Consider the following 23592-nt stretch of genomic DNA (forward strand, 5'->3'; position numbering starts at 1 on the left):
CCTGTGCTGGTCTTTTTGATCTCGTACCCAATAACATCACTTCGTTTTTGCTGCTGCGTGCTGCTCAATCATGAATTCGATTACTTCTTTTTTTAAGCAAGATTTACTGACATATTGCCTTTGCTTACCTAGATGCAGAATGAACCCTAAGTCGGTTTGTTCAAGTTGGTCGATTTCGCTCCAAGCAATGCGACGATCGATATTACCACTTTTGTAATTCACACCGTTCGCGTTAACTTGAAACACCACTTTGTTGCCACGGCTTGAACTCATCGTTTGTCGCCATAACCACCAAGTTCGCTTGAAATAAACACTGAACACTTCAACAACACTCAAAACGATAAAAAACCAACCAACATAACCATTAGGTAGCAACTCAAACTCTAATAGACACACGCCAAAAATAAGAAACAGTATCGCTTTTAGATACGCATGTGGGAACTTAACAGGCTGGCTAGTTTGATCATAACACTCGGCAAAGAAAGGCTTGTCGAGCGTGTATTCTGTAGTGAAATCGAAATCTTTAGGCATGTATGGCTACTTTGAGTTTTCTGTGAATGAATATTCCATGTTGCGATCTTGCAACACAGGCATTGTATAGCGTCTCAGAGCTTATCTTCAGCAATTTTGATTCTGATTTGTAAATCAATAATACCGCTCAGCTTATGGTAAACGTGCAAACAATAACCCCAGCGCACAAAATTCATTAATAAAAGACAATCTCCATATATCGTTCATATACTTGTTATAGAGTATTAAATCATTAATAAAAAATGATTATTTAGACTAAGCAATGTAAGGAATGAACCTATGGGTCTGACGCTAAAAGCAAAGGTCTTGTTATCCACGCTCATTGCTATCGCCATTACCGCAATAGCATTGGTTATCGTGAGTTATCAATCCAGCAAAGAAGAGAGTTGGAAGAACATTTATAGTGAAAGCCATAACACGCTGAAAGCCTACAGTGCAGGTATTGGTGATTGGTTTCACGACAAACAGTTAGCTGTCGAAGGCATGAAAAATGAAATCGCTGCAAATCCAGCAATAGAGTTAGTTCCACACCTAAGACAACTTATGACTTCCGGAGCATTTGGCCTTAGCTACTATGGCAATGAACAGGGCGAAATGTTCAGGCAAGATCCAGCTTTAAATACATCAGGTTATGATCCACGTGTCAGAGACTGGTATAAGTTGGCGATGCAGGAAAAACAAGCCGTTACGACTGAACCGTATGTCAGCGTTACCATGAAAGCTCTGGTGGTAACTCTAGCATCCCCTGTAGTGGTCAATGGAAAAATCATTGGTGTCGTGGGCTCGAATTTGGCATTAGATAAACTGGCTAAAGATGTCCTGTCCATTGCAGTTCCGGGGAATGGCTATGCCTTTTTAGTGAATGCCAAGGGGAACATTGTTGCTCACAATGATTCAAACCTTGTGTTAAAGCCCATAACCGATATACATCCAAACCTCACATGGAATGCACTTAAAAATTCCTCAGACAATCGCTCTCAATTTGAGATTGAGCTGCAAGAGCGAGCGAAAATCATCGTCAGTGAATCCATCGCCCATACAAATTGGATGTTGGTGATGGTGTTAGATAAAAAAACCTTAGAAGAGCCGATTCAAGCCACCTTGTTACACCAACTGCTAATTGCAGCCGCTATTCTAATCGTACTTGGTTTAATCGCATCAACTGTTGTTGCGAAGCAGCTTAAAGGGCTTTCGGAAATTACCGTAGCGTTAACTGATATTGCCGAAGGTAACGGAGATCTAACCCAGCGATTGGAAGTGACCAGTAATGACGAAGTTGGAATATTGGCAGAAAAGTTCAACAAGTTCGTGGGCAGTTTACATACGATTATGGTGAACGTTCGCGATATCACTTTATCCATAAACAAAAATGCTGATCACTCTGCGAAATCAGCGTCATCCCGTAGCTCCCGAGTGGGAATGCAACAAGACGAAATTACTATGGTAGCAACCGCCGTTACTGAGATGGCAGCGGCAACAGCAGAAATAGCAAACAATGCAGAAAGCACCGCTAAAAGTGCAAATGAATCAGTCACTCTTGGACAACAGGGCTATGAACAAATGCAAAAAAGCATTCGTTCAATTAATCAATTAGCTTCTGAACTCAATAGTTCAACAAAAATCATTGGTGAACTGGAAAACCACACCCATGAGATCTCCACCATTCTGTCTACTATCCGTTCGATTGCTGAGCAAACTAACTTGCTTGCTCTTAACGCTGCCATCGAAGCGGCTCGAGCTGGCGAACACGGTCGTGGCTTTGCCGTTGTCGCGGACGAAGTACGAGTGCTGTCGCAAAGAACGCATCAATCCACTGAGGAGATACAGTCAAAGATAGAAGGTCTGCAAAAAGTAACCGGTGAGGCTGTATCCGCAATGACTCACAGCCACTCTTTAGTGACGACAAGTGTGGATGATGTACAACACATGGGAGACCAGTTACAGCAAATAAGCCAAGCAATTAGCATGATTAGCGATATGGCAACCCAAATTGCCTCGGCGGCAGAAGAACAATCCTTAGTGACTTCAGAAATCAATTCCAATACAGAATCAGTGCGTGAGTTGAGTAATGGTCTCGCTCAGGATGCGATTTCTGGAGAAAATGAAGCCCATGCATTGAGGGACTTAGTGGTTCAACTCGAAAAACAAATTGGTCGATTTAAAATCTAATTAAATCATCGATCCTCACATAGTGATCAACGTGAGCATCGCGAATAAGTTAGGGCAGCCCATAGCGCTGCCCTATTTCTTGTTCTAGATATTCAACCTAGAGACTTTAGTTCAAAAGCAAATGCTGCCTATAAGTCCTAACGCTTAACTGGCATTTCATCAGTCCACTTGATGTTAAGATCTCGTTGTGGGAACGGTATGGTCAAGCCTGCCTCTTCAATTCTTGATTTGATCTGCTTTTGGATTGCCCAATAAGTATCCCAGTACTGGTCTGTTGGAGCCCAAGCTCGCAATTGCAGGTTAACAGAGCTATCTGCAAGCATATGGACAATCACTTTTGGTTCAGGATCTTTAAGAATCGCCTCTTGCTCAGACGCCAATTTATTCAGAACTTCCAAGCCCACTTCAACCGAGTCTTTGTAAGAAATACCGATGGTAATATCCATACGGCGTTTGTTATTACGGCTAAAGTTTCTAATCGTAGAGCCCCAAACCACACTGTTTGGACTGGATATGTACAAACCGTCAGCGGTTTCAAAAACCGAAGTAAACAAACCAATATCGGTTACTTTGCCTGAGTAACTACTAAACTCAACAAATTCACCTTTCTTAATCGGTTTAAGCAATAGGATCATAATCCCTGCGGCGATGTTGCTTAACGTGTCTTTAAGCGCCAAACCAATCGCTAAGCCTGCTGCACCCAACAAGGCAACCAAGCTGGCAGTATTGACACCAAATAAGTCAAGGATAATAACCAGAGCGACGAGATAAACCGCGTAATAGGCTACTTGAGAAAGTAGGCGAGAAACAATTTCATCGCCGCCACTTAACTTTTCAGCAGCCTTGTGAACACCACGTCTTACGATCTTAGAAACGATTGATGCGACGATAAAAACGACGATCGTGAGCAAGCTGTTTTGCGTCAGCTGAATAATCAGGTCTTGATGTAATTCGTAAAGATTAACTAAAGTTTCCATGGTTCTTCCGTTTTGAATGACAAGTCTTTATTTAAATGAATCCCGTTCATAGCGAGTTATAGATGAGATAAGTGTTGTAACTGATATAACACAGTAGAAGTATCAAGCCTTCCGAACGAGTAATGCTCTTTGTTTTTCCCCAGAACAATGCGGTAAACAACAAGATAAGAGTGGCTATCAGCATGGATGTCCAATCACGCCAAAACACTTCTGCACCAATGTTACTGATAGGTTCAATCGTTCCAGCAATACCAATCACCGCTAACGAGTTAAACATGTTTGAACCAACGACATTGCCTACCGCTATATCGTGTTCACCTTTTCGTGCAGCAGCGATTGACGCAGCTAACTCAGGCAAAGATGTGCCTAACGCAACAATCGTCAGACCAATGAGTAAATCACTCACACCTAATTGTGTAGCGATTTCAACCGCTCCCCAAACCAACACTCTTGAACTGGCGATCAGCAATATAAGTCCAAGCACTAACCAGAAAATCGCGCGCTTTAATGGCATGTTTTGCTGAGAAATTTCTTCACTAAACTCTTTGTCTAGAGAATCATTTTTACCCTTGATAGCCTGCCAAATTGACCAACAAATGAGGAACAGGAAACCACCTAGCAATAGCCAAGCTTCCATCGTGCTAATGTCGTGATTCCAAAGCATTGCTCCAACAACAAGAGTGATGATCAAAAGAATCGGTAACTCTTTGCGAATAATATTCGAGTGAACAGCGATGGGGGCAATGATGGCCGTTAAACCAAGAATTAAAGTGATGTTAACGATGTTAGAACCTAGCGCATTACCTAATGCTAGCGGCGAGTTACCGTCCATCGCAGCCATCATGGATACCACCATTTCTGGCGCCGATGTACCAAACCCAACCACCAGCATACCCACAAGTAAAGGTGGCATACCGGCATGATTTGCACTAGCAGCTGCACCGTCAACAAATCTGTCTGCACTCCAAACAAGTAATGCAAAACCAACAACAATAGCAAGCATCGCTAGCAACATAGTCGAGCTCCTGAAAGTGACTGGATTTTAAAAGCAGGTAAGTTAGAGCTGAGACGCGATTCAACCATAGAAATGGATAAGCGCGGATAAAAGAAAATAGCTGTCATCGTAAGAAAATGCCCTTTCACAAATGGGTCGGCGAACGATTAAGCAATAATAAAGATCCGACCCGAACCTTCATATTGCTTAAGTCTTGCCAGAACCAGATAGGACGTGAATACCACAAGCGTAAGGCTTGGAGACTGTTGACATTCACTCTTCTAAATTAGAAGAAGGCTACTCCCTTAAACAGAGCTGGATTGTACCGGATGAATATGACGTGCTTCAAATATTTATTTGTTAAATAAATACGAACACATGATCAACCCAACAGGAAATTGATTAAATGAAACCGAAATTTCTGCATGTCGGGAAACGTATACTATTGTTTAATCGATAAAAATTGTGTACTTAAAAGCAAGAGGCCAGCTTGACTGTTCTAGTTCTACTATTTGAACTGATAAACAACTTAGCGACTCAAACTTCCTCAGAAGTCAGTCGCCTATCTTTACGTTTGCTCAACAAAATACGCGCCATGTACCAGACAACAACGACATTCACCAAGAAAATACCGACACCGATAGCGCTGACATGGGTATACATTTCATAGATTTCGAAAGGTAAATAAACACCACCACTTATCAGAGCAAACCACTCAATCCAAATAAAACCGCGCCAAAGTCCATACGCTTCAACAAAGCGAATCAGTGCATAAACAAAGACACCGATAGATAGAATCACTATTTTACCTTCGGGTAATGTGCTCATATCATGGATAAATAAACTTGGTATACGGCCAGCAGGATTCAAATGAGCATGGCTGACTATGGTTTCAGCCACTTGCTGAAGATTCTTACCTGCCAAAACATGAAGCCCAAAGGCAACAATAAGAGACAGAAGACCTTTAAAAGCCTCTAAAACGGCAATGGCCTTCAAGCCTTTATGAGACGATGTCATACCCACCTCGGGGAACTCAAGATACGATAGCAATCAGACGACTGTTATCAATATTAGTTCCTATAATCATTGATTGCCTTCTGTTACTTCGCCTCTTTAAATGTCCGAGTTGGGATTATTTGAATCATCTCTGCAATCAACCAAACTTAAGATATATGCCTTCAGATCTAAGCTGAGCTTTGATATCCAACATCTGAATATGAAGAAGCGCCTGCTGAAAAAAGCTCAACATTGCCGACGCAAACATCATCCCTGCTAAATATCCAGAAAAAATATAGTCAGATGAATTGAGCATCATGTCGAAGGAGAAACCCAACATGATGAAGCAGGTCACCCATATCCATTTTTCACCGCAGTTATACGGGTAAGTATTGGTCACAGGATCGTATCTGATTTTTACGCTACCAATCCCGTAGCTAAACTTCGCAGTCAAACTGTATGTGCTGCGCGCGAATTCAAGACCATTCATTTCCATCACGTTTTCGACTTTCTCTAGCATCTAACTCGCTCCTTTTCATTTTCGATTCTGATCACTGGTGGTGAAAACGAATAATAAGCAACTGAATGCATTTATGTTTCGAGTGATATCCCATGGCAGGTATGGCTTATGAGGCGGACTATTTTAAAGTTCTATTCACCCTTTAATAGTAAATAGACTCGGTGGCGGATATTTGAGGCAAAAATAAAGGCAGGTTTCATACCTGCCTTTATCGAATTAGTCGAACTGATATGCTTACGCTTTCTGAGTTTGCAGCTCTTCTTCGGGAGCAGTTTCACCTAAGATACGACTAGTAATAGTACCTGCAGTCATTGCACCAGAAACGTTTAATGCTGTACGGGCCATGTCGATGAGCGGTTCAACCGAAATAAGTAACGCTACGATAGTAACAGGTAGGCCCATAGCTGGTAGAACAATCAACGCCGCAAAAGTCGCACCACCACCCACACCAGCAATACCGAACGAGCTAATCGTGATCATCGCCACCAGAGAAACGATGAAATGAATGCTTAGTGGGTCAATACCAACACTAGGAGCAACCATCACAGCTAACATTGCTGGGTAGATACCCGCACAGCCATTTTGACCGATTGTTGCACCGAATGAAGCTGATAGGTTTGCAATCGCTGGCGGTACGCGTAACTTCTCAATTTGAGCTTCTACGTTTAGCGGAATCGTTGCAGCAGAGCTACGTGACGTAAATGCAAAAGTCAGAACAGGCAGAATTTTGGCGAAGTACTCTTTCGGGCTTACACCAACAAACGCAACCAACACACCGTGTACCACAAACATCAAAGCGATAGCGACATAAGAAGCGACGATGAAGCTAAGCAGATTCAGGATATCTGACGCACTTGAAGTCGCTACTACTTTAGCCATTAAAGCTGCGACACCGTATGGAGTTAGAGCCATGATCATTTTTACAAGGCGCATAACGACAAACTGAGCGTTCTCAACGAAACTACGGATTGAAGAAGCCGATTCTTCTCTCTCAATCATCACTTTACGAGCAGCAATACCTGTCAGAACACCGAAAATAACTACGGCAATGATAGATGTTGAACGAGCGCCGGTTAAATCAGCAAACGGGTTTGTTGGAATAAAGCTGATAAGCATCTGAGGAATGGTCAAATCGCTTACGCTAGCAGAACGGCTTTCTAACACTGCAATACGCGCAGTTTCACGTGCACCTTCGGTTAAACCTTCTGCACTTAGGCCAAATACGTGAGCAATACCAATACCGATAATCGCAGAGATTGCAGTAGTGAAAAGAAGCACACCAATGGTTAAGCCTGAGATTTTACCCAGCGAACCACCCTTCTCCAGTTTCACAACCGCAGAAATCATAGAAACTAGAACTAATGGCATGATGACCATTTTCAGTAAGCCGACATAGCCGCTACCAACGACTTTAACCCAATCAAGAGTTTGACCAACAACTGGATTACCTTCACCAAAAATGAGTTGTAGACCAAGACCAAACAAGCTGCCTGAAACAAGGCCCAAAAGAACTAGGCGTGAAAGTGTATTTTGCTTCTGCTGTTGTTTGAACAACATAAAGAGAATACCGGCGAATACTACTAATGCAGCGATAACCGCAACAGACATACTACATTCCTTAGACAATGATAAAAGGGGATTTCAGATATAATTCTGACAAAGGAGCGTAAAGTAGTTGTTTATCCTAAGCAGATCCAATTCGCATTTGTTCTTGGATATGCAAAATCGTTCTTAATGCTTCGTCATACACTTTTACACGTGAAGCCGGCAATACATATCATTTGAGCAAATGAGATTGATATGCTTGGATTAGAGAATTAGTAAAACGAACTTGATGTATAAAAGTATTTAAAATGCGAAACCACACCTATCCGCCATATCTATTTTTCCCTCTATAGACATTAACAGAGCAATTACTCATTATTATGAAAATAGAATAAATACTTTAATAAGTCTGAATTTTAACAATCTGTATTATGAAAGTATGCCAAATAAAAATATCCATAAACTTTTATATTATATTGTTTTAATTATTCCCCAATTAGGCACAATGTCTCATTTGTAGAGTAACGCCAATTACATTTCCCAGATTCAATAACCAAACATATTCCTACTGGGTGTAGAAAGATTTTTCAAAGATATTTATCTAAGTTAAATAGACCCTGACAAAGTAGAATATAAACATGCTAACTAAATATACATCGCTTGCCTTTCTTCCAATTCTATGTGGATTATTTCAACCCGTTTTTGCTGATGAGCAAGAGGAAGCTAAACGCCCACAATCTGTTAATGACATAATAGAAAGACCGGGTGTATTAACACCAAAAGGAAAATTTGCTGTTGATACATCAATTAGCTACACACAGAACTCTTCAAATAAAGTATCTGTCGTTGGTTATACTATTTTGCCCACCCTTTTGGTGGGTCGAATTGAAGTATCAGACTCCGACAGAACAACGATTACTACAGGATTAACCATGCGCTACGGATTAACCCGCAGCACAGAATTAGAGCTCAGGCTTCCTTACGTCTATCGTAACGACCAAATTTCCACTAGACCAATTCAGGATGGCGCTGAAGCCAACACTATCAACACCAACCTAGATGGCGGCGGTCTTGGTGATGTGGAATTTGCTCTACGCCAACAACTCAATTTCCTTACAACACCCTATTGGGTTGCGGGTTTGATCGTGAAATCTGATACAGGGAAATCTCCCTATGATGTAGATGTAGATTCCAGTACAAATACACTATTGGAGGTTCCAACAGGTTCAGGTTTTTGGAGCGTAGAGCCTTCAATTTCTATGATCTTCCCTTCCGACCCCGCCGTCATCTATTCGAGTTTGAGTTACATTTATAATTTTAAAGACGATGTTGAAATCAGTAATCAGCCAATTGAGATTGATCTGGGAGATACCATTTCTCTTAGTGGTGGCTTTGGTTTTGCCATTAATCCTGACTTCTCTTTCTCTGTCGGTCTAAGTCATAAAACTATATTGAAAAGTAAAATAAACGGTGTGGAAAATGATGATGCGAAGTTGCTCCAACTAGACGCACTTAACTTTGGAATCAACTACGCTATTAGCAAGAAAACGTCTATTGGGATAAGTGCTCAAGCAGGACTAACTGAAGATACCCCAGACTTTCAGCTTTCGGTGAGAGTACCCGTAACGTTTTAAAAATATCCTTTCTACAATCAGTAGAAAGGATATGAGGTATTAATAGAAGCGAGCCATAACGGCTTCTTCAAGCTGTTTTGCCACTCGGACTTGCTGTAAAGCTGAACCTACTTGTGCATCAACATCGACAATCGTACTCAGCCCAATCACACTGTTATCCAAAGTATTTTGGACTATGTTGGTAATCGAAGAGGCAGTAACGACTTCAGGTCGATAAGAGGAAGATATCTCATCGACAGAGATATGATTTCCACTACCATTTTGGATCACGTTTACGAGCCCTGCTTCCTTAGTTTCCTCGCTAGTAATCGCGAGATTTTTCAGATTCCCATTCTGGATGACTAAATTAGCGATTTTCGAATTAAGCATGACATTGCCATCAATAGCTGTCGTTATACTTAGCCCGATATTGACTATGTAGTCATTTTGAACTTTGAAACCACCTCGATAACTGGCTAACTGCTCGTCATTCATAGGATTTACATAATCCAACTTCAGCTGAGCACCACTAGTTAGTGTATTGGCAACGGGTGAATTAACAGTTAGCGAATTAGCTACCACCTCTCCTACTGGAATATTTAACGCTATCATGATTCCAAATAGGTAACGATATTTCATAGATCCCTCCATAGAGTTCAATACTGTCCTACGTTTGGCCTCAGAATACCGGTGTTTCCGGAGCTGTCTCTCATCACCCCTTGTTTCACTGGCGATGCAGCGTACACAGAGAAATCGTTATCCGTAATGAAAGTTGTCCGCCCTACCTCAGCTCGATTACGAATAAGTAAAACAATTCCCTGATAATGCTCCTCAAACTTTCCGTACTTCATTTTCATGGTTCCTCTGGAAGGGTCACCAAGAATCACATAGCCATCATTCATTCCTTTGATCACAACAAAATGTAAGTAACCATCGAAGTTAACCAGAGTAATTCCTGGTACGCCGAGCTCTCGAATTTTGGTCAAATTGAGTTTAAAACCGTCTGACTTAAGACCAACTGTTTCCAAATAGTTTTTCATATCAAGTAAAGAAAACCCCTGTTTCTCAATGAGTTTCTTATCACCCTTATCAAACATATTCTGGAAAATGTCTTGCTCATCAGAAGGCATGTCGTAATGGAAGGAAAGTAATGATGCCAAAGCAGCTGAACCACAACTGAAATCGTATTTTTGGCGAAGAACTTTACCGAACACAACTTCACTGTAGCTCTTAACTGGCACGGAATATTGACCGCGGCTAGGCAGTATATTTAATGAATATGACGGTGCAGAAAAAAGCAGCACCGTCACAGCTAAAAAACGATATACGTTCATATTATTTGAGTGTCAGGTTTACGACCGTTGAGTTTTGTATCAGCACGTTGTTTCCACTGTTCTGAATAACGCTGTTAATACCGGAACTGTTAGCTAATGCTCCTGATGACATAATATTGTTACCAGTCACAGAATCACTAACCGTGTTGCCTGCATTGACACCATTAAGTTCAGACGATGCCGTTATACTCTCAATGTCGATGTAATATTGACCACCCCGTGAACTTTCCATAACATCTGGAGACAGTTCTTGTTCAGTCAAATTAATATCATCGGCACTAGCGGATAGCGAAGCCATCGCACTCAAGGCGATTATTGCTAAGCGCATCGCTTACTCCTGATTAGATATTAAATTAGTCAGTGAACAATGAAGCGTTGGTAGTTACCGCTTGTTGTGTCAAAGAGTTAGCACCAGAGTTTTGGGACACAGTGACGATACCTGCCGCACCGCTCATACCGTCAAGAGAGTTCATGTTATTGACACTAACGCCAGCACTAACGAAGCCACCGCCATAGCTAACGCCCACACCTGATACATTGCCGCTTAGTGACGCATTAGCCACGACCACTTCAGAATCAATGTTCAACTCATAACTCTGTGAGTTGCTATAAGTGTTCGCACTGTCAGTCCAACTTGCTGAGTTAGTTGAATTTCCACTATTGTTGACGCTGTTATCGGTGTTGTTACTGAGCAAATCAACGTCTGTATCGTTGTCATTGCTGGTTAGAGTGTTCGTTTCAGTGTCGTTATTACTCAATAGATCAACGTCAGTAGAACTGTTGTTACTGTTCGTATCATTGAAACTATTGTTATCACTCAAGTCTGTATTGGTTGTTGTCGTTGTTGTGTCACTCGCATCAACGTACGTTGTGTTGTTGCTCAACACATCATTATTGTCAGCTACTGCCCAAGCAGCTCCACTAGCCATTAATGTACTGACAGCGATAGCGATACCTGTTTTACATAATTTCATAATATTCACTCCATGTGAATTAAGTGTTTTTAAATTACTGCTAAATGCCGAAAGGCAAATTCATTATAGATAGGGTTTTTAAAATAAAATTAACCAATAAAAATAAGACATTAATTTCCCCTCCTTCCGCTAAAAACACAAAAAATAAAAACAATTCAAATCAGAGGATTAGATACAGATTTTTAACAAGTTGTATAAAAGTATGTTTTTATCAATAATTTTCACTGACTAAATAGATACTTTTTAATAACCAACCATTGAAGTGATAATTTAAAAAGTAATTAAAAACACACACGCACATCTATCAATAAGTTATTTAATATAAGCTTGTAAATAAATTCACTTAAAATAGTACTAAAGTTTATTTATACCAGCGACTCATAATAAATACATCCTAAAAATTGACCAATTGAACAGGTCATTGCTAACCTATTAATCAAACAACGCCAGAAAAATATCAACATATTATCCAATAACTAGGTTTTCCTATGAACATCAAAAACTTGTTGATAATCTCAGAGAACGCCTTACAAAATAATTTAATAAAAAATCAATTAAATAAAATTGAAAATATAGCCATTGAGACGTGCGAAGTATCCGAGTTATCAAAACAAAAAAAAATCGATTTAGTGATCATCGATTTCAATGTTTACCAGACATTAGAGCAATCACAGCAACTTCCTGATTTTGATGTACTAAATTTAGGAGTACTTGTTTTCAACGTCCCCGAAAACAAGCAAAACGATATGTGTATACGCTGGAAATCGTTAAAAGGTCTGCTTTTGGAAGATGCAAAAATAGAGCATTTACCCGAGAGTATAGATTGCATTTTAGATGGAGGATTGTGGCTTCCACGAGAGTGTTTAGAAAGGATGCTCAATATTTATCGAATTCCAGGTTGTTCAAGTCACCAGTGCCTAGAACAACTCACGAACAGAGAAAGGCAGATATTGAATTTGATGTCGAATGGCAGCTCCAATTGCGAGATAGCCAAAACACTATTTCTTGCTGAAAGCACAGTAAAAACTCATATCTACAAGATATATAAAAAGCTCGACGTTCATAAACGGCGAGATGCGATAAAGCTCATGAAGTTGGTTAGGGCATAATGTGTAGCCGTATTGTCTTCATTTTACGAAAAATAGGTGCATCACCTTACAGCGATGCACCTCCACATATTACTAACTCTTGCCCAGTAATCGCGGCTGCATGTGGAGAAAGAATGAAGTTCACATACTCTGCAACTTCATAAGGTGAAATGTATCTTCCAATAGGTGGCAATTTAGGTGGGGAGGATTGTCGATTAGGATTTAACAACATCGGCGTTTCAGTCGCGCCAGGAGCGACAATATTAGCGGTAACGCCCTTTGGAGCGAGCTCTGCTGCCCAACTACGAACCATGCCAAATAGCGCAGATTTGGTTGCAACATACTGCGAGCGTCCGGCGACACCTTTAGATGTTCTGCTACCAATAACCACAATTCTGCCACCGTCGCCAAGCTTATCCGCAAAATGATTAGCCAGTATTTCTGCCACACCAACATGGAGATGCCATATAGATCGGCTCTCTTCTATATTTAGCTCCCCTAGCGGCGCCGCCACCATTTTTCCTGCGGCATGTATTACCGCATCAACCTGAGGTAATTGTTCTAAACACGCCACCAAATTATTGGTATCAAACAGGTCTACAGAGTGGCTGACAAAGTAAGGATTTTCATGCTCCACTTTGGTTCGGCTTAATCCCGTAACCCTCCAACCTTTGGATAGCAGGGTCTCTGCAATTGCTTGCCCGATACCTGAACTGACGCCAGTAACTAATGCGTGGCGACTCATAGCCGTTCCTCAATCATTGATAATGGCACTTTAAAGACCGCTTTACGCACTGGTTTTGGTTCAGAAACCATGCATAAAGCCTGATGAGGCTCTCCCGGTAAGAAAATGGCAAAATCTCCCGGTTTCAGGTGCACTGAATGTGTAAGGTTAGGTTGACTCAAGATTAGTAAATCTGGCTTTTTCTCAATGGCTTGCTCATCCATACAATTGAGTACACCATAATTGATAATTTCCTCACCATCCAATACAACCTGAATGTCAGCGTACAATTTGTGGAACTCTGTATGACGCAACTCAGCTTCCTGAGTCAATGACGGGCCAATATTACAGAACCAGTCTTCACCAGCGAGTTGTAATTTATGGTCATCCGCACTCGTTAAAGCTTCAAATGTACATTTAGGAGAAGAGAGGATTTTTTTGAATGGAGCGGGTAATCCCGCAGTTTGTAAAGAAAATAAGCTTCCACATATCATGACAGTATCCCTTGGAGAAAATGTAGCCCCATGAGTTATCGGGCTACACATATTTTGATTAATTACAGTTGGTTAATACGAACGTATTTAATTGCCTGACGGAAATAGGTATAAGCGACATGAACAACGCCATCTTCCGATTGAGTAATCGTCGGATAAGAAAACTCTCTATTGAGTTTCTCTTGTGAATTGTTCGTCATACAGAAACCATCACCTTCATCAAGGTTCGCAACGATAGTCCAGCTCTCGCCGTTATCTTTCGATACTGCCAGTGACATTGGTGCTCGTGGCGCACCCCAAAATGCACTTTTGCCATCAATGATCTCTGGTTCTACTGCGCCGCTGTCATCTTCAATTTCATCATAAAGAGAGCTACGACGATCAGTTGCACCAGCAGCACTCATGTTATTAAAGACCATCGCTAAATCACCATTATTCAACGCGGTAACCTGAATGGATGAGTTGTTATTAGGTAGCGCTGTCGCTTTAGGCTCAGTCCATGTTTCACCATTGTCATGGGAATAACTTTGATAAATATTGTCCGCCCAACGACTACGATAAACCGCAATTAAAGACCCACTTTTAAGTGATGCAATTGACATGTGAACACAACCGAGGCTTTCAGGAACATCAACATCTCGCCAGGTTTTACCTTTGTTTTCAGAAATTTTCACACTACTCGTATCGTAGTTTCCAACCCATTTCTCACCAGGTTTTACTGTGCAGTTGAAAATCGGTAGTAGCCAGTTGCCATTATCAAGAACCACAATAGGCTGGCGGATAAATGTGCCAGGCTTATCAATCAAAACATCAATGTCCTGCCAAGTTTCACCAAAATCGTCTGATTTTCTGTAACGTACAATCGCCGTATCTTGATTACCGGAAATTTGCGCAGTCCAAAGCAGCCAAAGAGTATTGTCAGGGTCTAAAAATAGTACAGGGTTCTGTTCTGATCGCTCAGGATCATTTGACAGTTTCACTGCCGGTTCCCAAACATCTGAACCTTTACGTAGTCGTGAGCATAAGATTGAAATATCAGCGACACCTTCCTGTGTGCCGGCAAACCAAGTACACAAGATGTCACCGTTCGGTAGTACTAATAAATTCGAGGCATGGTTTTGTGGGTAGTCAGAAGGTAACATTGCGGTAGAAATTTGACCATTGGTCGCAGTCAACTTGCCATCTCGTACAACTGTAATGACTTCTTGATTCATTGAATCTACTCCATTGTTTGGATTTTTTATGTAGAGGGTAAATTTAGCCCTCATTAAGAGGGCTAGTTAAAAGGAAGAATTAAACTAAAGTTACGCTTGGAACTTTGCTTGGTGAAGACTTCCAGCACCAGACAATTAATCCTGCCGCCACAGCCAGGAACAAGAACCAAAGTGGTGTTGCCGAGTTGTCAAGAACAATCCCTAGACTCGCTACTAGGAACAGAACTCGCTCAAAGACGTTCAGGTTTTTCTTCAGCCAACCTTGCAAGAACACCGCCCAGCAGAATGTCGCCATTAACATACCCATAAATGCCACAAGTATCATATACCAACTACCTTGCCAAAGTACTACAGGGTCAGTAATGAAGCTGAATGGAATTAGGAAAATAACGAGTGCATATGAGAACGCAATAAAACCCGTCTTAGATGAGTCTGCATGTCCGATGGCGGATGCTGCGTATGCACAAAGTGCTACAGGCGGTGTAACCATTGATAGCACGCAGTAGTACATGATAAACATGTTTGCCGCTAGGACATCTACTCCCATTGAAACTAGTGCTGGAGCGAAAATAATAGAACCTATAATGTAAGCTGCAACGGTCGGCAATCCCATCCCCATAATGACACAACCAAGTATCACCATAATCAGCGATAAATAGAGATTATCTTGTCCAACGGAGCTTAGTATTTCTACAAACTTGAAGGCTAAATTAGATTGAGTTGCGAGCACCATAATGATACCCACAGATGCGAGGGGTACTGAAACCCAAGACATCTGCTTAGCAATATCCATTACCATCGGGTAAATAATTTTGTAGCTGTAACGAGTGTTCTTACGTAGCAATGGAGCTGCTAAGGCAAACACAGTACCAACGAATGCAGCATAAGGCGCTGAGTAACCAGAAATCAGAGCAATGACCAAAAATACTGGTGAAATTAGCAAATGAAGACGAGGCATAATAGGCTCAAATTGCAGATCTTCTTTCGCAATGTTACCCACACCTGTTTTACGAGCTCTTAAATCAATAATGACGAATAGCGCAAAGTAGAAAGCGGTCGCAGGAATAATGCCAGCCGCGGCAATTTCAGCGTATGGAATGCCAAGCATATCGGCCATCACAAATGCTGCTATACCCATGATTGGAGGCATTAACTGACCACCAGTCGATGCAATAGCTTCCGTCGCAGACGCCTGTTCTTTCGTATAACCAGAGCGTTTCATAATTGGAATAGTAAGAACACCAGTCGACGTCGTATTGGCAACTGCCGAACCACTAACCATGCCAAATAGTGCTGAACCGAGTAGTGACATCTTCGCTGCACCACCAGTTAAAGAAGCTGTGGCTTTCATTGCTAAGTCGATGAAAACACTGCCACCACCTGTCATTGTGAATACGCAACCGAACATTACGAAGAAAAATACAAAGTTAATGGCCGTACTTGCAGTAATACCAAACAAGCCATCAGCTTGCATACTGATTAGCTCAGTCATTGTGTCCATATCGAATCCGTCAAAAGCAGTCCATCCTGGGAAAGATGGCCCAAAGAAACCATATATAACGAAAACAATAACAACTGATAACAATGATAAACCAACAGAACGTCTTACTGCTTCAAATAGCATTAACAGACCAACACTGAATGCATATTTATCTGCGAAAAGTACGTCATCTATCATCTCTAATCGAGTCTCCAAACGTGGAATCGCGGTATAGTAGTGATAAACAACGGTTAACGTTAACCCGACAAAAATAAGGTTTACAACTCTTCCTAAATACAGAAGGGATTGATTTTTGAACTCTAAAGGCTGGAAACATAAAACCAGTGCTGTTGCCATGTATACATGAATACTTGCAGCAGTCAGTGGTGAAACCGGAAAAAAGAACTGTCTAAGTAAAAACACTAAATAAGCAATACTAATCACTGCCGTTATAGTGTTCATAAAATGACGATATTTCATAGCTATATCCTACTTACCGAACCAACGGGCTCTACCTATAAGACTCTTGGTAAGAGATGTATGCGGGAATCCGTGCATACATCTCTTGGGTTGTCCTTATGACTAAAACTTATTTAAGCCAACCTTGCTCACGGTAATATTTCAGTGCACCAGGGTGTAGCTCTACGAGTTTGTCATGTGAACCAATGGTTTCTGGATGCCAGAATTTTAGAGGAGCATGTGTCTTTTTAATCTCAGCTTGATTTTCAATTAGTGATTTAGTCACGTTATAAACCACATCGTCACTTACTTTTGAGTTAGTTAGGAATACCGTAGCACTGACTGGGTTAATGTAATCTGCAGTTTGATCATCATAAGTACCAGCAGGCATTGTTCCAGTAGGTAAACCAACTTTCGCTAGATCTTCTAGTGTCTTTTTAGAATAAGGGATATAGGTAACGTCACTCGTTAACGTCATTTCTGTTAGGTTTGGATGCATTGCAGGAACGTTATCGATATATACGTCGATTGCGTTGTCGCGCATCATTTGGCTAGCCTGACCGCTACCCATTTGAACGATTTTTCCCTGATTTTTAAGAGTTTCAAAATCAGTACCAAGAGATTTAAAAATGTAATCAGCAATAATTGGAACTTGAGAGCCAGTAGGCTTCATCGCAATAATGACTTTATCTGCGTTGATGATTTTTTCCCAAGTATCGTTACCAGTCTGTTCAACCCAGCCTTTACGAGCAACTGTAATGGTATACGCTTGCTGAACATCATCTAGAACCATTCTTAGTTCTTTGTTAGTACGACCTTGATAAATATCCGTTAGACCGTCACGAGCCCAAACTGCTGCGTTCGACGTAGCAAAACCAAAATCTGCTTTACCTTCGTTAACTACCACAGGGTTTGTCATACCGCCCCCACGAGGAATAAGCTTAATTTTGTATTCGTCTTTGGTCGCTTTAGGAATCAGTTGAGAAAATGTTGTACCGTATGTATACCAACCGTTGCCTGGTGGTTGTGAAATGATACTTGCCGTAGATGCCGCATGAGCAACACCAGCGACTAATGTGGAACACAATACAGCGGTTTTAAAAGCAGATTTAAAGTGTTTATTTAACATTGTAGGGTATCCTTATTATTAATATTTCTAACGCTATTTATCCGTTATACATCGATAACATTTTTTCGGTTTCTTCCTCCGTAAAATGAACTGGATAACGGCTTTCACCAACCTTCTCACCCAGTAAATTCATCATTTTCTTCACAACCGCCGGAGCAAAAGCGATTGGATACAGCGTTGATCTTAAATAGTTAATTCTTTCTTGAGCCTTGTTAGCCAAACCCTGCTCATCCTGTTTAAAGCCGCGATAAACTTGGTTAACCAAATCAGGTACGATATTGGCAATTCCAGAAATGCATCCCACGCAGCCCAGTTGATAACCAGTAAGAATTAAAGAATCAGGTCCTGTTAAAACATCGAAATTTTCTGCTTCGTTGCTAACAGAAAGAAATCCTTGCAAGCTTTCCAACGATCCCGCACTGTCTTTAATGCCGTAAATGTTTGGATGTTTAGCAAGTTCAGCTGCGACTTCAGGTGTAATAGTGTTACCTGTACGCGCTGGAATGTTATAGAGATAAACAGGAACAGGAACTGCATCAGCGACTTGTTGGTAATAACGTACTAACTCGTTCGCTCGCAATGCTGAAAACCAAGGAGTAATAACAGATACCGCTTTAATTCCCATTGCGGCAACGTCTTTACCGTGAGCGATAGTTTGCGCCAAATGTGTCTCGCCGATATGTGTGACGACTAGATCGCTGCTCTTAGCTTCATCCAAACAAATTTCGGTTACTCGACGCTTTTCTTCATCACTCAAGACAAAGAACTCACCATTGGTTCCGTTACAGAACACTTTGTTTCCGTTTGATATTTGGCGACGAACTTGAAATCTTAGTGCTTCTTCATCTAGCGATCCTTGAGCGTCAAATGGCGTAACAATCGCAACATGTGGACCTGTAATTGGGGTTGTCATAGCTTGTCCTTAATCTGTAATACTTTGATAAAGTTCCAACACATCTTGCTGTGAAACTTTTACCGGAGAATGGTTGAGTAATCGTGTTACTTGCATCGCACTTTCTGCCAGCTCAGGAAGCTGATGCTTCTCAATACCAATTGCATTTAAACGCGTCGGTAAGCCGAGCTTTATTACTAACAGCTCAAGATATTTAACCAGTTCAGCTGCCATGGCAGATTCTGATAGCGAGAGGTCAGCTGCAGGAAGTAAGCGATAAACATTGGCTAATTTTTCTTCACAGTGGCTGTAGATATGCTTCATTACTGGTACAAGCAGTAATGAGTTCGCTAAACCATGTGGGATTTTATATTTGCCACCCAACGGATAAGAGAGCGCATGCACCAAGTGCGTTCCAGAGTGAGAAATTGAAGCGCCACCGTAGTACGAAGCCCACAGTAGGTTTAAACGCACCATTAAGTCATGAGGTTTCTCAATCACTTGCTCAATGTTTGAGAAGAATTTCTGCATACCAATCAAGGCATAATTATCCCCAACAGGGTTCGCAACACTTGCTGTATAGCATTCGATGAGATGGCAAAGTGCGTCAATTCCAGTAGAAGCCGTAATATGCGGCGGCATTGATGTCGTCAATTCTGGGGCTAAAACTACGTAGTCCGGCAACATCACAGGGGAAATAATACCAACTTTTGTGGCTTTTTCTGGAAGCGCGATAATTGAGTTCGGTGTTGCTTCAGCGCCTGTCCCTGCGGTTGTTGGAACAAGAACGAGAGGAATTCTTGCAGCAGGCTTTTCACCTTCTAATAGACGATTGAAATTATCTAAGTGATCAGTGTTTGAAGCGTAAAGTACTGAGATGAGTTTTGATATATCCAATACACTTCCGCCACCAATCCCGACAACGACACCAACCTCAGCCGGTAACTTATCAATCAAGCTTTCCACATCATGGTTGGTTGGCTCTGCAGGCAAATCGCTGACTAGTGTATATTGATAACCTTGCTTTTCCAGTGATGAAACAAGTGACTGAACCTTATCGAGCTTGATGACATTGCTATCAGTCATAATCAATAAGTGCTGATCATTAGACAAAACTTGGTACATCTGTTCGATGCCGCCACTAATCACTGTTGTAAAGATGTTCATTCCTTTCCCCTACTTTGATTGATTAAATTCAATCATCATCGTCATTAAACAATCATATTTATACATAAAAGCCAGATTCAAATGCGGGATTTAGCTCACAAATAATCATAATGATTAAATTTAATCAAAAATTGCTTTATTTTAATGATTTTTTGATTAGAATAACTGAAGTCGATAAATCTTGGAGTACAGATGTCGCTATGAAGGAAGGAATTAACATACCTCGCTATATAGTTGCCGATGATTTTACAGGGGCAAACGATATAGGTGTCGCACTTGCGTCATCTGGTATTGTTACGCAGGTATTACTTACGGATGAGATCAGTCATGACAACAACTCAAGTGTTGGTGTCATCTGTACCAATTCCCGAGATTTGGCAAGCAACGAAGCTAAAGATCAATTAGCCAACACGTCCATCAATCTTCAGCTTGCACAGAAACAACCTTTATTAATAAAGAAAGTTGACTCAACGCTACGTGGAAACATCGGAAGCGAAATTCAAGCGCTATTGGCAACAGGTTATGCACTATCCATTGTTGCGATTGCCGCTCCCAATGCGAAAAGAAAAACCGTTGGTGGGCTATGCTACGTCAACGATGTTCCACTGTCTGAAACAGAGTTTGCATCCGATCCTAAATCACCGATTCGCTCTTCAAGAATCAAAGATATCATTGAGCTTCAAACTAACGCTGCTACGATCGAATATCTGCTAGCAGACGTCAATAGTGAGCAACATGCACAAAATTTTGCTCAACTTTATGATTCAGGTGCCAAAATTATCGTATGTGATGCGCAATCTCATACCGATCTCTTTGATCTCTACCATGCTGCAAGTCAACTCAATGTTCCTACGGTATTCGTGACTACCGGTGAGTTAACTTATTCACTTGTCGCTCAGAAATCCTCTCCTCTGACAGAGCTTAGACATAGCCCTGCACCAGTACTGGCCGTGATTGGTTCGATGAGTGAAATGACGTTAAAACAGTCTCAATATTTGCTTGATAACAAAGACGCCGAAGTCATCGACCTAGAGCTTGAGAAACTGCTATCACCTGATTGGACAAGCTATCTTGAGACAAAGTCTGACCAAGCCATTGAAGTATTAAAGCAAGGTTCGAACTGTGTGGTTCGCAGCTGCAAGAATGTCGAACTGAGACACGAGCTAAAAGCCATTGCTGAGCAACATGAACTTAGCCAACAACAGCTTGCAGAACATGTTCGTGAATGCCTTGCCTCCTTTGCTTCTCAAATCATCAAAACAGCGAACGCATATATCGGTGGAATGATTCTATGTGGTGGCGATATTGCTATCGCTACCGCTCAACACTTAGGAGCTTCCTCTTATCAGATAGGAGGCAGAGTTGCAGGTTGTGTCCCTTGGGGAACATTGAACAGCACTTTCACTCCGTTCCCCATTTTTACTAAAGCTGGTGGCTTTGGCGAACCCGCTACTTTTTCCCAAGTTATTCAACAATTACATAAAGAGGTCAGACAATGAAAGGTGTCATTGGTATCACAATGGGCGATCCTGCAGGGATAGGGCCTGAAATCATTCTTAAAGCACTCGAAACAGATTCTCTGTCCGGAACCAATTGCGTTGTGATTGGCAGTGCAGAAATTCTTCAAATGGTGATCGATAAAAAATTGGCTAAGCCACAAAAAATCAACATCATCAACAAAGTCAGCGAAGCTCAGTTTGAATCAGGAATCGTGAACGTTCTTGATACGCCTTTAGCTGACCTAGACAATTTTGAGTTCGGTAAAGTACAAGCGCAAGCGGGTGATCTTGCATACCGCTGTATAGAAACGGCGACTGCACTGGCATTAAAAGGCGAAATTAGTGCTATTGCAACTGCGCCTTTGAATAAAGAAGCATTACATCTAGCAGGTCACCACTACCCTGGTCATACGGAGCTGCTTGCAAAACTTACAAATACGAAAGATTACGCAATGGTTCTTTACACTGACACTTTGCGCGTTATCCATGTAACCACTCACATTGCATTACTTAAATTTTTACAGACACTCAACAAAACTCGAGTAAATACTGTTATTAAAATCGCCGACGAATTCATGAAAAAAGCAGGTTTTGCTAAACCAAAAATTGCTGTTGCAGGCGTGAACCCACATGCTGGCGAAAATGGTCTATTTGGCCATGAAGAGATCGAAATTTTAAACCCTTGTATCGAAACCATGAAGCAAGAAGGTTTGGATGTTTATGGCCCTTGTCCGCCAGATACCGTGTTCTTACAGGCCTCTCAAGGTCAGTACGATATCGTTGTCGCTATGTACCACGACCAAGGTCACATCCCGTTGAAATTGATGGGCTTTTACGATGGTGTTAACATCACGGCCGGGTTACCGTTTTTCCGTACCTCAGCAGACCATGGCACTGCGTTTGACATTGCATGGTTAGGTAAGGCGAACCCAGAAAGTATGGTTAAATCCGTCGAGTTGGCGGTCAAATTGAGCAATGTATGAAAAATCACCGCGTTGAGCAGATAATTGAATACCTTAAACACCATAACTTGGTGACAGTCGATGACTTAGTGAAAGTTGTGGCGGCATCTCCCGCCACTATTCGCCGCGACTTGATCAAACTTGATGAACAAGGTGTCATCACTCGAACTCATGGCGGTGTCTCATTAAACCGATTCGTTGCGAATCAGCCAACCACCAATGAAAAAATGCTGCGCAGTATGCGTGAGAAACAGAACATTGCAGAAACGGCAGCAGCATTAGTTCAAGCTGGAGACTCAGTGGTACTCGATGCGGGTACAACTTCAATGGCACTGGTTAAGCACCTTATTCATTTGCCGATCAGAGTGATTACGGTTGACCTGCATATTGCACTGTTCTTGTCTGAATTTAAGCAGATTGAAGTCATTGTTACAGGCGGTACTGTCGACCACAGCAGCCAATCCACCATTGGCGAGCACGGTAGACAATTGTTACGCTCAATAAACCCAGACATCGCATTTTTAACCTGCAATAGCTGGAGTTTAGAAAAAGGCGTAACTACACCGACAGACGAAAAAGCAGCGTTAAAGCGCGACATTATTCTTAACGCCAACAAGAAAGTCCTGATTGCGGACAGCTCGAAATACGGTGCTTATTCTCTGTATAAGGCATGTGATTTGGTTGATACCACCCAAATAATCACAGACACCAACCTCGATGACGAAATTCAATCAAAAATTCGTTCAAAAAATATCGAGTTAATCGTCGTATAAAAAAAGCCGCAATCTCTTCAATTGCGGCTTCTTATTTCTTTCTATTACTGCACATTTT

At 41.5% G+C, this 23592-nt stretch carries 23 protein-coding genes; 6 read left to right on the forward strand and 17 right to left on the reverse strand.

Annotated elements, in window-relative coordinates:
- Positions 1 to 36: 36 nt before the first annotated feature.
- On the reverse strand, positions 37 to 531 hold the full coding sequence (locus tag ACOSVQ_RS10360; RefSeq protein WP_491982493.1) for a YcxB family protein: 495 nt from the start codon (positions 529 to 531) through the stop codon (positions 37 to 39).
- A gap of 279 nt (positions 532 to 810) precedes the next feature.
- Here ACOSVQ_RS10360 and ACOSVQ_RS10365 point away from each other — a divergent pair, with 279 nt between their 5' ends.
- Positions 811 to 2700, forward strand: coding sequence for a methyl-accepting chemotaxis protein (locus tag ACOSVQ_RS10365; RefSeq protein ID WP_491982494.1), 1890 nt, complete (start codon positions 811 to 813; stop codon positions 2698 to 2700).
- Positions 2701 to 2837: 137 nt separating this feature from the next.
- Here the strand turns inward: ACOSVQ_RS10365 and ACOSVQ_RS10370 are convergent, their stop codons facing one another.
- The 5 genes from ACOSVQ_RS10370 to ACOSVQ_RS10390 all read right to left on the reverse strand — a co-directional run bounded on the left by ACOSVQ_RS10370 (position 2838) and on the right by ACOSVQ_RS10390 (position 7795).
- On the reverse strand, positions 2838 to 3677 hold the full coding sequence (locus ACOSVQ_RS10370; protein WP_491982495.1) for a mechanosensitive ion channel family protein: 840 nt from the start codon (positions 3675 to 3677) through the stop codon (positions 2838 to 2840).
- 46 nt (positions 3678 to 3723) lie between these two features.
- On the reverse strand, positions 3724 to 4692 hold the full coding sequence (locus ACOSVQ_RS10375; protein WP_491982496.1) for a calcium/sodium antiporter: 969 nt from the start codon (positions 4690 to 4692) through the stop codon (positions 3724 to 3726).
- 516 nt (positions 4693 to 5208) lie between these two features.
- A complete protein-coding gene (locus ACOSVQ_RS10380; protein WP_491982497.1) occupies positions 5209 to 5688 on the reverse strand; it encodes a DUF2127 domain-containing protein in 480 nt (159 codons plus the stop codon).
- Positions 5689 to 5824: 136 nt separating this feature from the next.
- On the reverse strand, positions 5825 to 6187 hold the full coding sequence (locus ACOSVQ_RS10385) for a hypothetical protein (RefSeq protein ID WP_491982498.1): 363 nt from the start codon (positions 6185 to 6187) through the stop codon (positions 5825 to 5827).
- Positions 6188 to 6421: 234 nt separating this feature from the next.
- Positions 6422 to 7795, reverse strand: a complete 1374-nt coding sequence (locus tag ACOSVQ_RS10390; protein WP_491982499.1) for an L-cystine transporter — start codon at positions 7793 to 7795, stop codon at positions 6422 to 6424.
- Between the two features lie 575 nt (positions 7796 to 8370).
- Here ACOSVQ_RS10390 and ACOSVQ_RS10395 point away from each other — a divergent pair.
- Positions 8371 to 9366, forward strand: coding sequence for a transporter (locus ACOSVQ_RS10395; RefSeq protein WP_491982500.1), 996 nt, complete (start codon positions 8371 to 8373; stop codon positions 9364 to 9366).
- Between the two features lie 39 nt (positions 9367 to 9405).
- Here ACOSVQ_RS10395 and ACOSVQ_RS10400 read toward each other — a convergent pair whose 3' ends face one another.
- The 4 genes from ACOSVQ_RS10400 to ACOSVQ_RS10415 are packed head-to-tail and all read right to left on the reverse strand — an operon-like array spanning position 9406 to position 11653.
- Positions 9406 to 9984, reverse strand: a complete 579-nt coding sequence (locus tag ACOSVQ_RS10400; RefSeq protein WP_491982501.1) for a hypothetical protein — start codon at positions 9982 to 9984, stop codon at positions 9406 to 9408.
- A gap of 17 nt (positions 9985 to 10001) precedes the next feature.
- Complete coding sequence (locus ACOSVQ_RS10405; RefSeq protein WP_491982502.1) at positions 10002 to 10679, reverse strand: C39 family peptidase; 678 nt, start codon at positions 10677 to 10679, stop codon at positions 10002 to 10004.
- A gap of 1 nt (position 10680) precedes the next feature.
- Positions 10681 to 11007: a carbon storage regulator gene (locus ACOSVQ_RS10410; RefSeq protein WP_491982503.1), complete on the reverse strand. Its 327-nt coding sequence runs from the start codon at positions 11005 to 11007 to the stop codon at positions 10681 to 10683.
- A gap of 25 nt (positions 11008 to 11032) precedes the next feature.
- Positions 11033 to 11653, reverse strand: coding sequence for a hypothetical protein (locus ACOSVQ_RS10415; protein WP_491982504.1), 621 nt, complete (start codon positions 11651 to 11653; stop codon positions 11033 to 11035).
- 488 nt (positions 11654 to 12141) lie between these two features.
- Between ACOSVQ_RS10415 and ACOSVQ_RS10420 the strand changes: the two genes are divergently transcribed.
- Positions 12142 to 12762 carry a response regulator transcription factor gene (locus ACOSVQ_RS10420; protein WP_491982505.1) on the forward strand — a complete coding sequence of 207 codons (621 nt, stop codon included), beginning with the start codon at positions 12142 to 12144 and terminating at the stop codon, positions 12760 to 12762.
- Between the two features lie 46 nt (positions 12763 to 12808).
- On the opposite strand, the gene ACOSVQ_RS10425 is transcribed toward ACOSVQ_RS10420, so the two are convergent.
- The 7 genes from ACOSVQ_RS10425 to ACOSVQ_RS10455 all read right to left on the reverse strand — a co-directional run bounded on the left by ACOSVQ_RS10425 (position 12809) and on the right by ACOSVQ_RS10455 (position 20300).
- Positions 12809 to 13486: an SDR family NAD(P)-dependent oxidoreductase gene (locus tag ACOSVQ_RS10425; protein ID WP_491982506.1), complete on the reverse strand. Its 678-nt coding sequence runs from the start codon at positions 13484 to 13486 to the stop codon at positions 12809 to 12811.
- Complete coding sequence (locus ACOSVQ_RS10430; protein WP_491982507.1) at positions 13483 to 13959, reverse strand: NanQ anomerase/TabA/YiaL family protein; 477 nt, start codon at positions 13957 to 13959, stop codon at positions 13483 to 13485. Before ACOSVQ_RS10430 ends, ACOSVQ_RS10425 begins: the two co-directional genes overlap by 4 nt.
- 62 nt (positions 13960 to 14021) lie before the next feature.
- The gene (locus ACOSVQ_RS10435; RefSeq protein ID WP_491982508.1) at positions 14022 to 15173 is read right to left on the reverse strand and encodes a sialidase family protein; all 1152 of its coding nucleotides are present in this window, start codon (positions 15171 to 15173) and stop codon (positions 14022 to 14024) included.
- Between the two features lie 79 nt (positions 15174 to 15252).
- A complete protein-coding gene (locus tag ACOSVQ_RS10440; protein ID WP_491982509.1) occupies positions 15253 to 17133 on the reverse strand; it encodes a TRAP transporter permease in 1881 nt (626 codons plus the stop codon).
- A 109-nt stretch (positions 17134 to 17242) separates the two neighbouring features.
- Positions 17243 to 18241, reverse strand: a complete 999-nt coding sequence (locus ACOSVQ_RS10445; RefSeq protein WP_491982510.1) for a TAXI family TRAP transporter solute-binding subunit — start codon at positions 18239 to 18241, stop codon at positions 17243 to 17245.
- 37 nt (positions 18242 to 18278) lie between these two features.
- On the reverse strand, positions 18279 to 19154 hold the full coding sequence (locus ACOSVQ_RS10450; RefSeq protein ID WP_491982511.1) for a dihydrodipicolinate synthase family protein: 876 nt from the start codon (positions 19152 to 19154) through the stop codon (positions 18279 to 18281).
- Positions 19155 to 19163: 9 nt separating this feature from the next.
- Complete coding sequence (locus ACOSVQ_RS10455) at positions 19164 to 20300, reverse strand: iron-containing alcohol dehydrogenase (RefSeq protein WP_491982512.1); 1137 nt, start codon at positions 20298 to 20300, stop codon at positions 19164 to 19166.
- Positions 20301 to 20500: 200 nt separating this feature from the next.
- Here ACOSVQ_RS10455 and ACOSVQ_RS10460 point away from each other — a divergent pair, with 200 nt between their 5' ends.
- Genes ACOSVQ_RS10460 through ACOSVQ_RS10470 form a run of 3 tightly spaced genes read left to right on the forward strand, consistent with a single transcriptional unit; the run spans position 20501 to position 23534 of the window.
- A complete protein-coding gene (locus ACOSVQ_RS10460; protein ID WP_491982513.1) occupies positions 20501 to 21799 on the forward strand; it encodes a four-carbon acid sugar kinase family protein in 1299 nt (432 codons plus the stop codon).
- Positions 21796 to 22782, forward strand: coding sequence for a 4-hydroxythreonine-4-phosphate dehydrogenase PdxA (gene pdxA, locus ACOSVQ_RS10465; protein WP_491982514.1), 987 nt, complete (start codon positions 21796 to 21798; stop codon positions 22780 to 22782). Before ACOSVQ_RS10460 ends, pdxA begins: the two co-directional genes overlap by 4 nt.
- Complete coding sequence (locus ACOSVQ_RS10470) at positions 22779 to 23534, forward strand: DeoR/GlpR family DNA-binding transcription regulator (protein ID WP_491982515.1); 756 nt, start codon at positions 22779 to 22781, stop codon at positions 23532 to 23534. The genes pdxA and ACOSVQ_RS10470 overlap by 4 nt, the downstream gene beginning before the upstream one ends.
- Positions 23535 to 23592: the final 58 nt, after the last annotated feature.

Source organism: Vibrio sp. HM8-C (assembly GCF_058630515.1).

Coding starts and splice junctions, on each gene's coding strand:
- ACOSVQ_RS10370 (WP_491982495.1), bottom strand. CDS start 3,677: ATGGAAACTTTAGTTAATCTTTACGAATTACATCAAGACCTGATTATT.
- pdxA (WP_491982514.1), top strand. CDS start 21,796: ATGAAAGGTGTCATTGGTATCACAATGGGCGATCCTGCAGGGATAGGG.
- ACOSVQ_RS10425 (WP_491982506.1), bottom strand. CDS start 13,486: ATGAGTCGCCACGCATTAGTTACTGGCGTCAGTTCAGGTATCGGGCAA.
- ACOSVQ_RS10395 (WP_491982500.1), top strand. CDS start 8,371: ATGCTAACTAAATATACATCGCTTGCCTTTCTTCCAATTCTATGTGGA.
- ACOSVQ_RS10460 (WP_491982513.1), top strand. CDS start 20,501: ATGAAGGAAGGAATTAACATACCTCGCTATATAGTTGCCGATGATTTT.
- ACOSVQ_RS10405 (WP_491982502.1), bottom strand. CDS start 10,679: ATGAACGTATATCGTTTTTTAGCTGTGACGGTGCTGCTTTTTTCTGCA.
- ACOSVQ_RS10445 (WP_491982510.1), bottom strand. CDS start 18,241: ATGTTAAATAAACACTTTAAATCTGCTTTTAAAACCGCTGTATTGTGT.
- ACOSVQ_RS10430 (WP_491982507.1), bottom strand. CDS start 13,959: ATGATATGTGGAAGCTTATTTTCTTTACAAACTGCGGGATTACCCGCT.
- ACOSVQ_RS10380 (WP_491982497.1), bottom strand. CDS start 5,688: ATGACATCGTCTCATAAAGGCTTGAAGGCCATTGCCGTTTTAGAGGCT.
- ACOSVQ_RS10420 (WP_491982505.1), top strand. CDS start 12,142: ATGAACATCAAAAACTTGTTGATAATCTCAGAGAACGCCTTACAAAAT.
- ACOSVQ_RS10365 (WP_491982494.1), top strand. CDS start 811: ATGGGTCTGACGCTAAAAGCAAAGGTCTTGTTATCCACGCTCATTGCT.
- ACOSVQ_RS10410 (WP_491982503.1), bottom strand. CDS start 11,007: ATGCGCTTAGCAATAATCGCCTTGAGTGCGATGGCTTCGCTATCCGCT.
- ACOSVQ_RS10415 (WP_491982504.1), bottom strand. CDS start 11,653: ATGAAATTATGTAAAACAGGTATCGCTATCGCTGTCAGTACATTAATG.
- ACOSVQ_RS10375 (WP_491982496.1), bottom strand. CDS start 4,692: ATGTTGCTAGCGATGCTTGCTATTGTTGTTGGTTTTGCATTACTTGTT.
- ACOSVQ_RS10385 (WP_491982498.1), bottom strand. CDS start 6,187: ATGCTAGAGAAAGTCGAAAACGTGATGGAAATGAATGGTCTTGAATTC.
- ACOSVQ_RS10435 (WP_491982508.1), bottom strand. CDS start 15,173: ATGAATCAAGAAGTCATTACAGTTGTACGAGATGGCAAGTTGACTGCG.
- ACOSVQ_RS10360 (WP_491982493.1), bottom strand. CDS start 531: ATGCCTAAAGATTTCGATTTCACTACAGAATACACGCTCGACAAGCCT.
- ACOSVQ_RS10470 (WP_491982515.1), top strand. CDS start 22,779: ATGAAAAATCACCGCGTTGAGCAGATAATTGAATACCTTAAACACCAT.
- ACOSVQ_RS10400 (WP_491982501.1), bottom strand. CDS start 9,984: ATGAAATATCGTTACCTATTTGGAATCATGATAGCGTTAAATATTCCA.
- ACOSVQ_RS10440 (WP_491982509.1), bottom strand. CDS start 17,133: ATGAAATATCGTCATTTTATGAACACTATAACGGCAGTGATTAGTATT.
- ACOSVQ_RS10390 (WP_491982499.1), bottom strand. CDS start 7,795: ATGTCTGTTGCGGTTATCGCTGCATTAGTAGTATTCGCCGGTATTCTC.
- ACOSVQ_RS10455 (WP_491982512.1), bottom strand. CDS start 20,300: ATGAACATCTTTACAACAGTGATTAGTGGCGGCATCGAACAGATGTAC.
- ACOSVQ_RS10450 (WP_491982511.1), bottom strand. CDS start 19,154: ATGACAACCCCAATTACAGGTCCACATGTTGCGATTGTTACGCCATTT.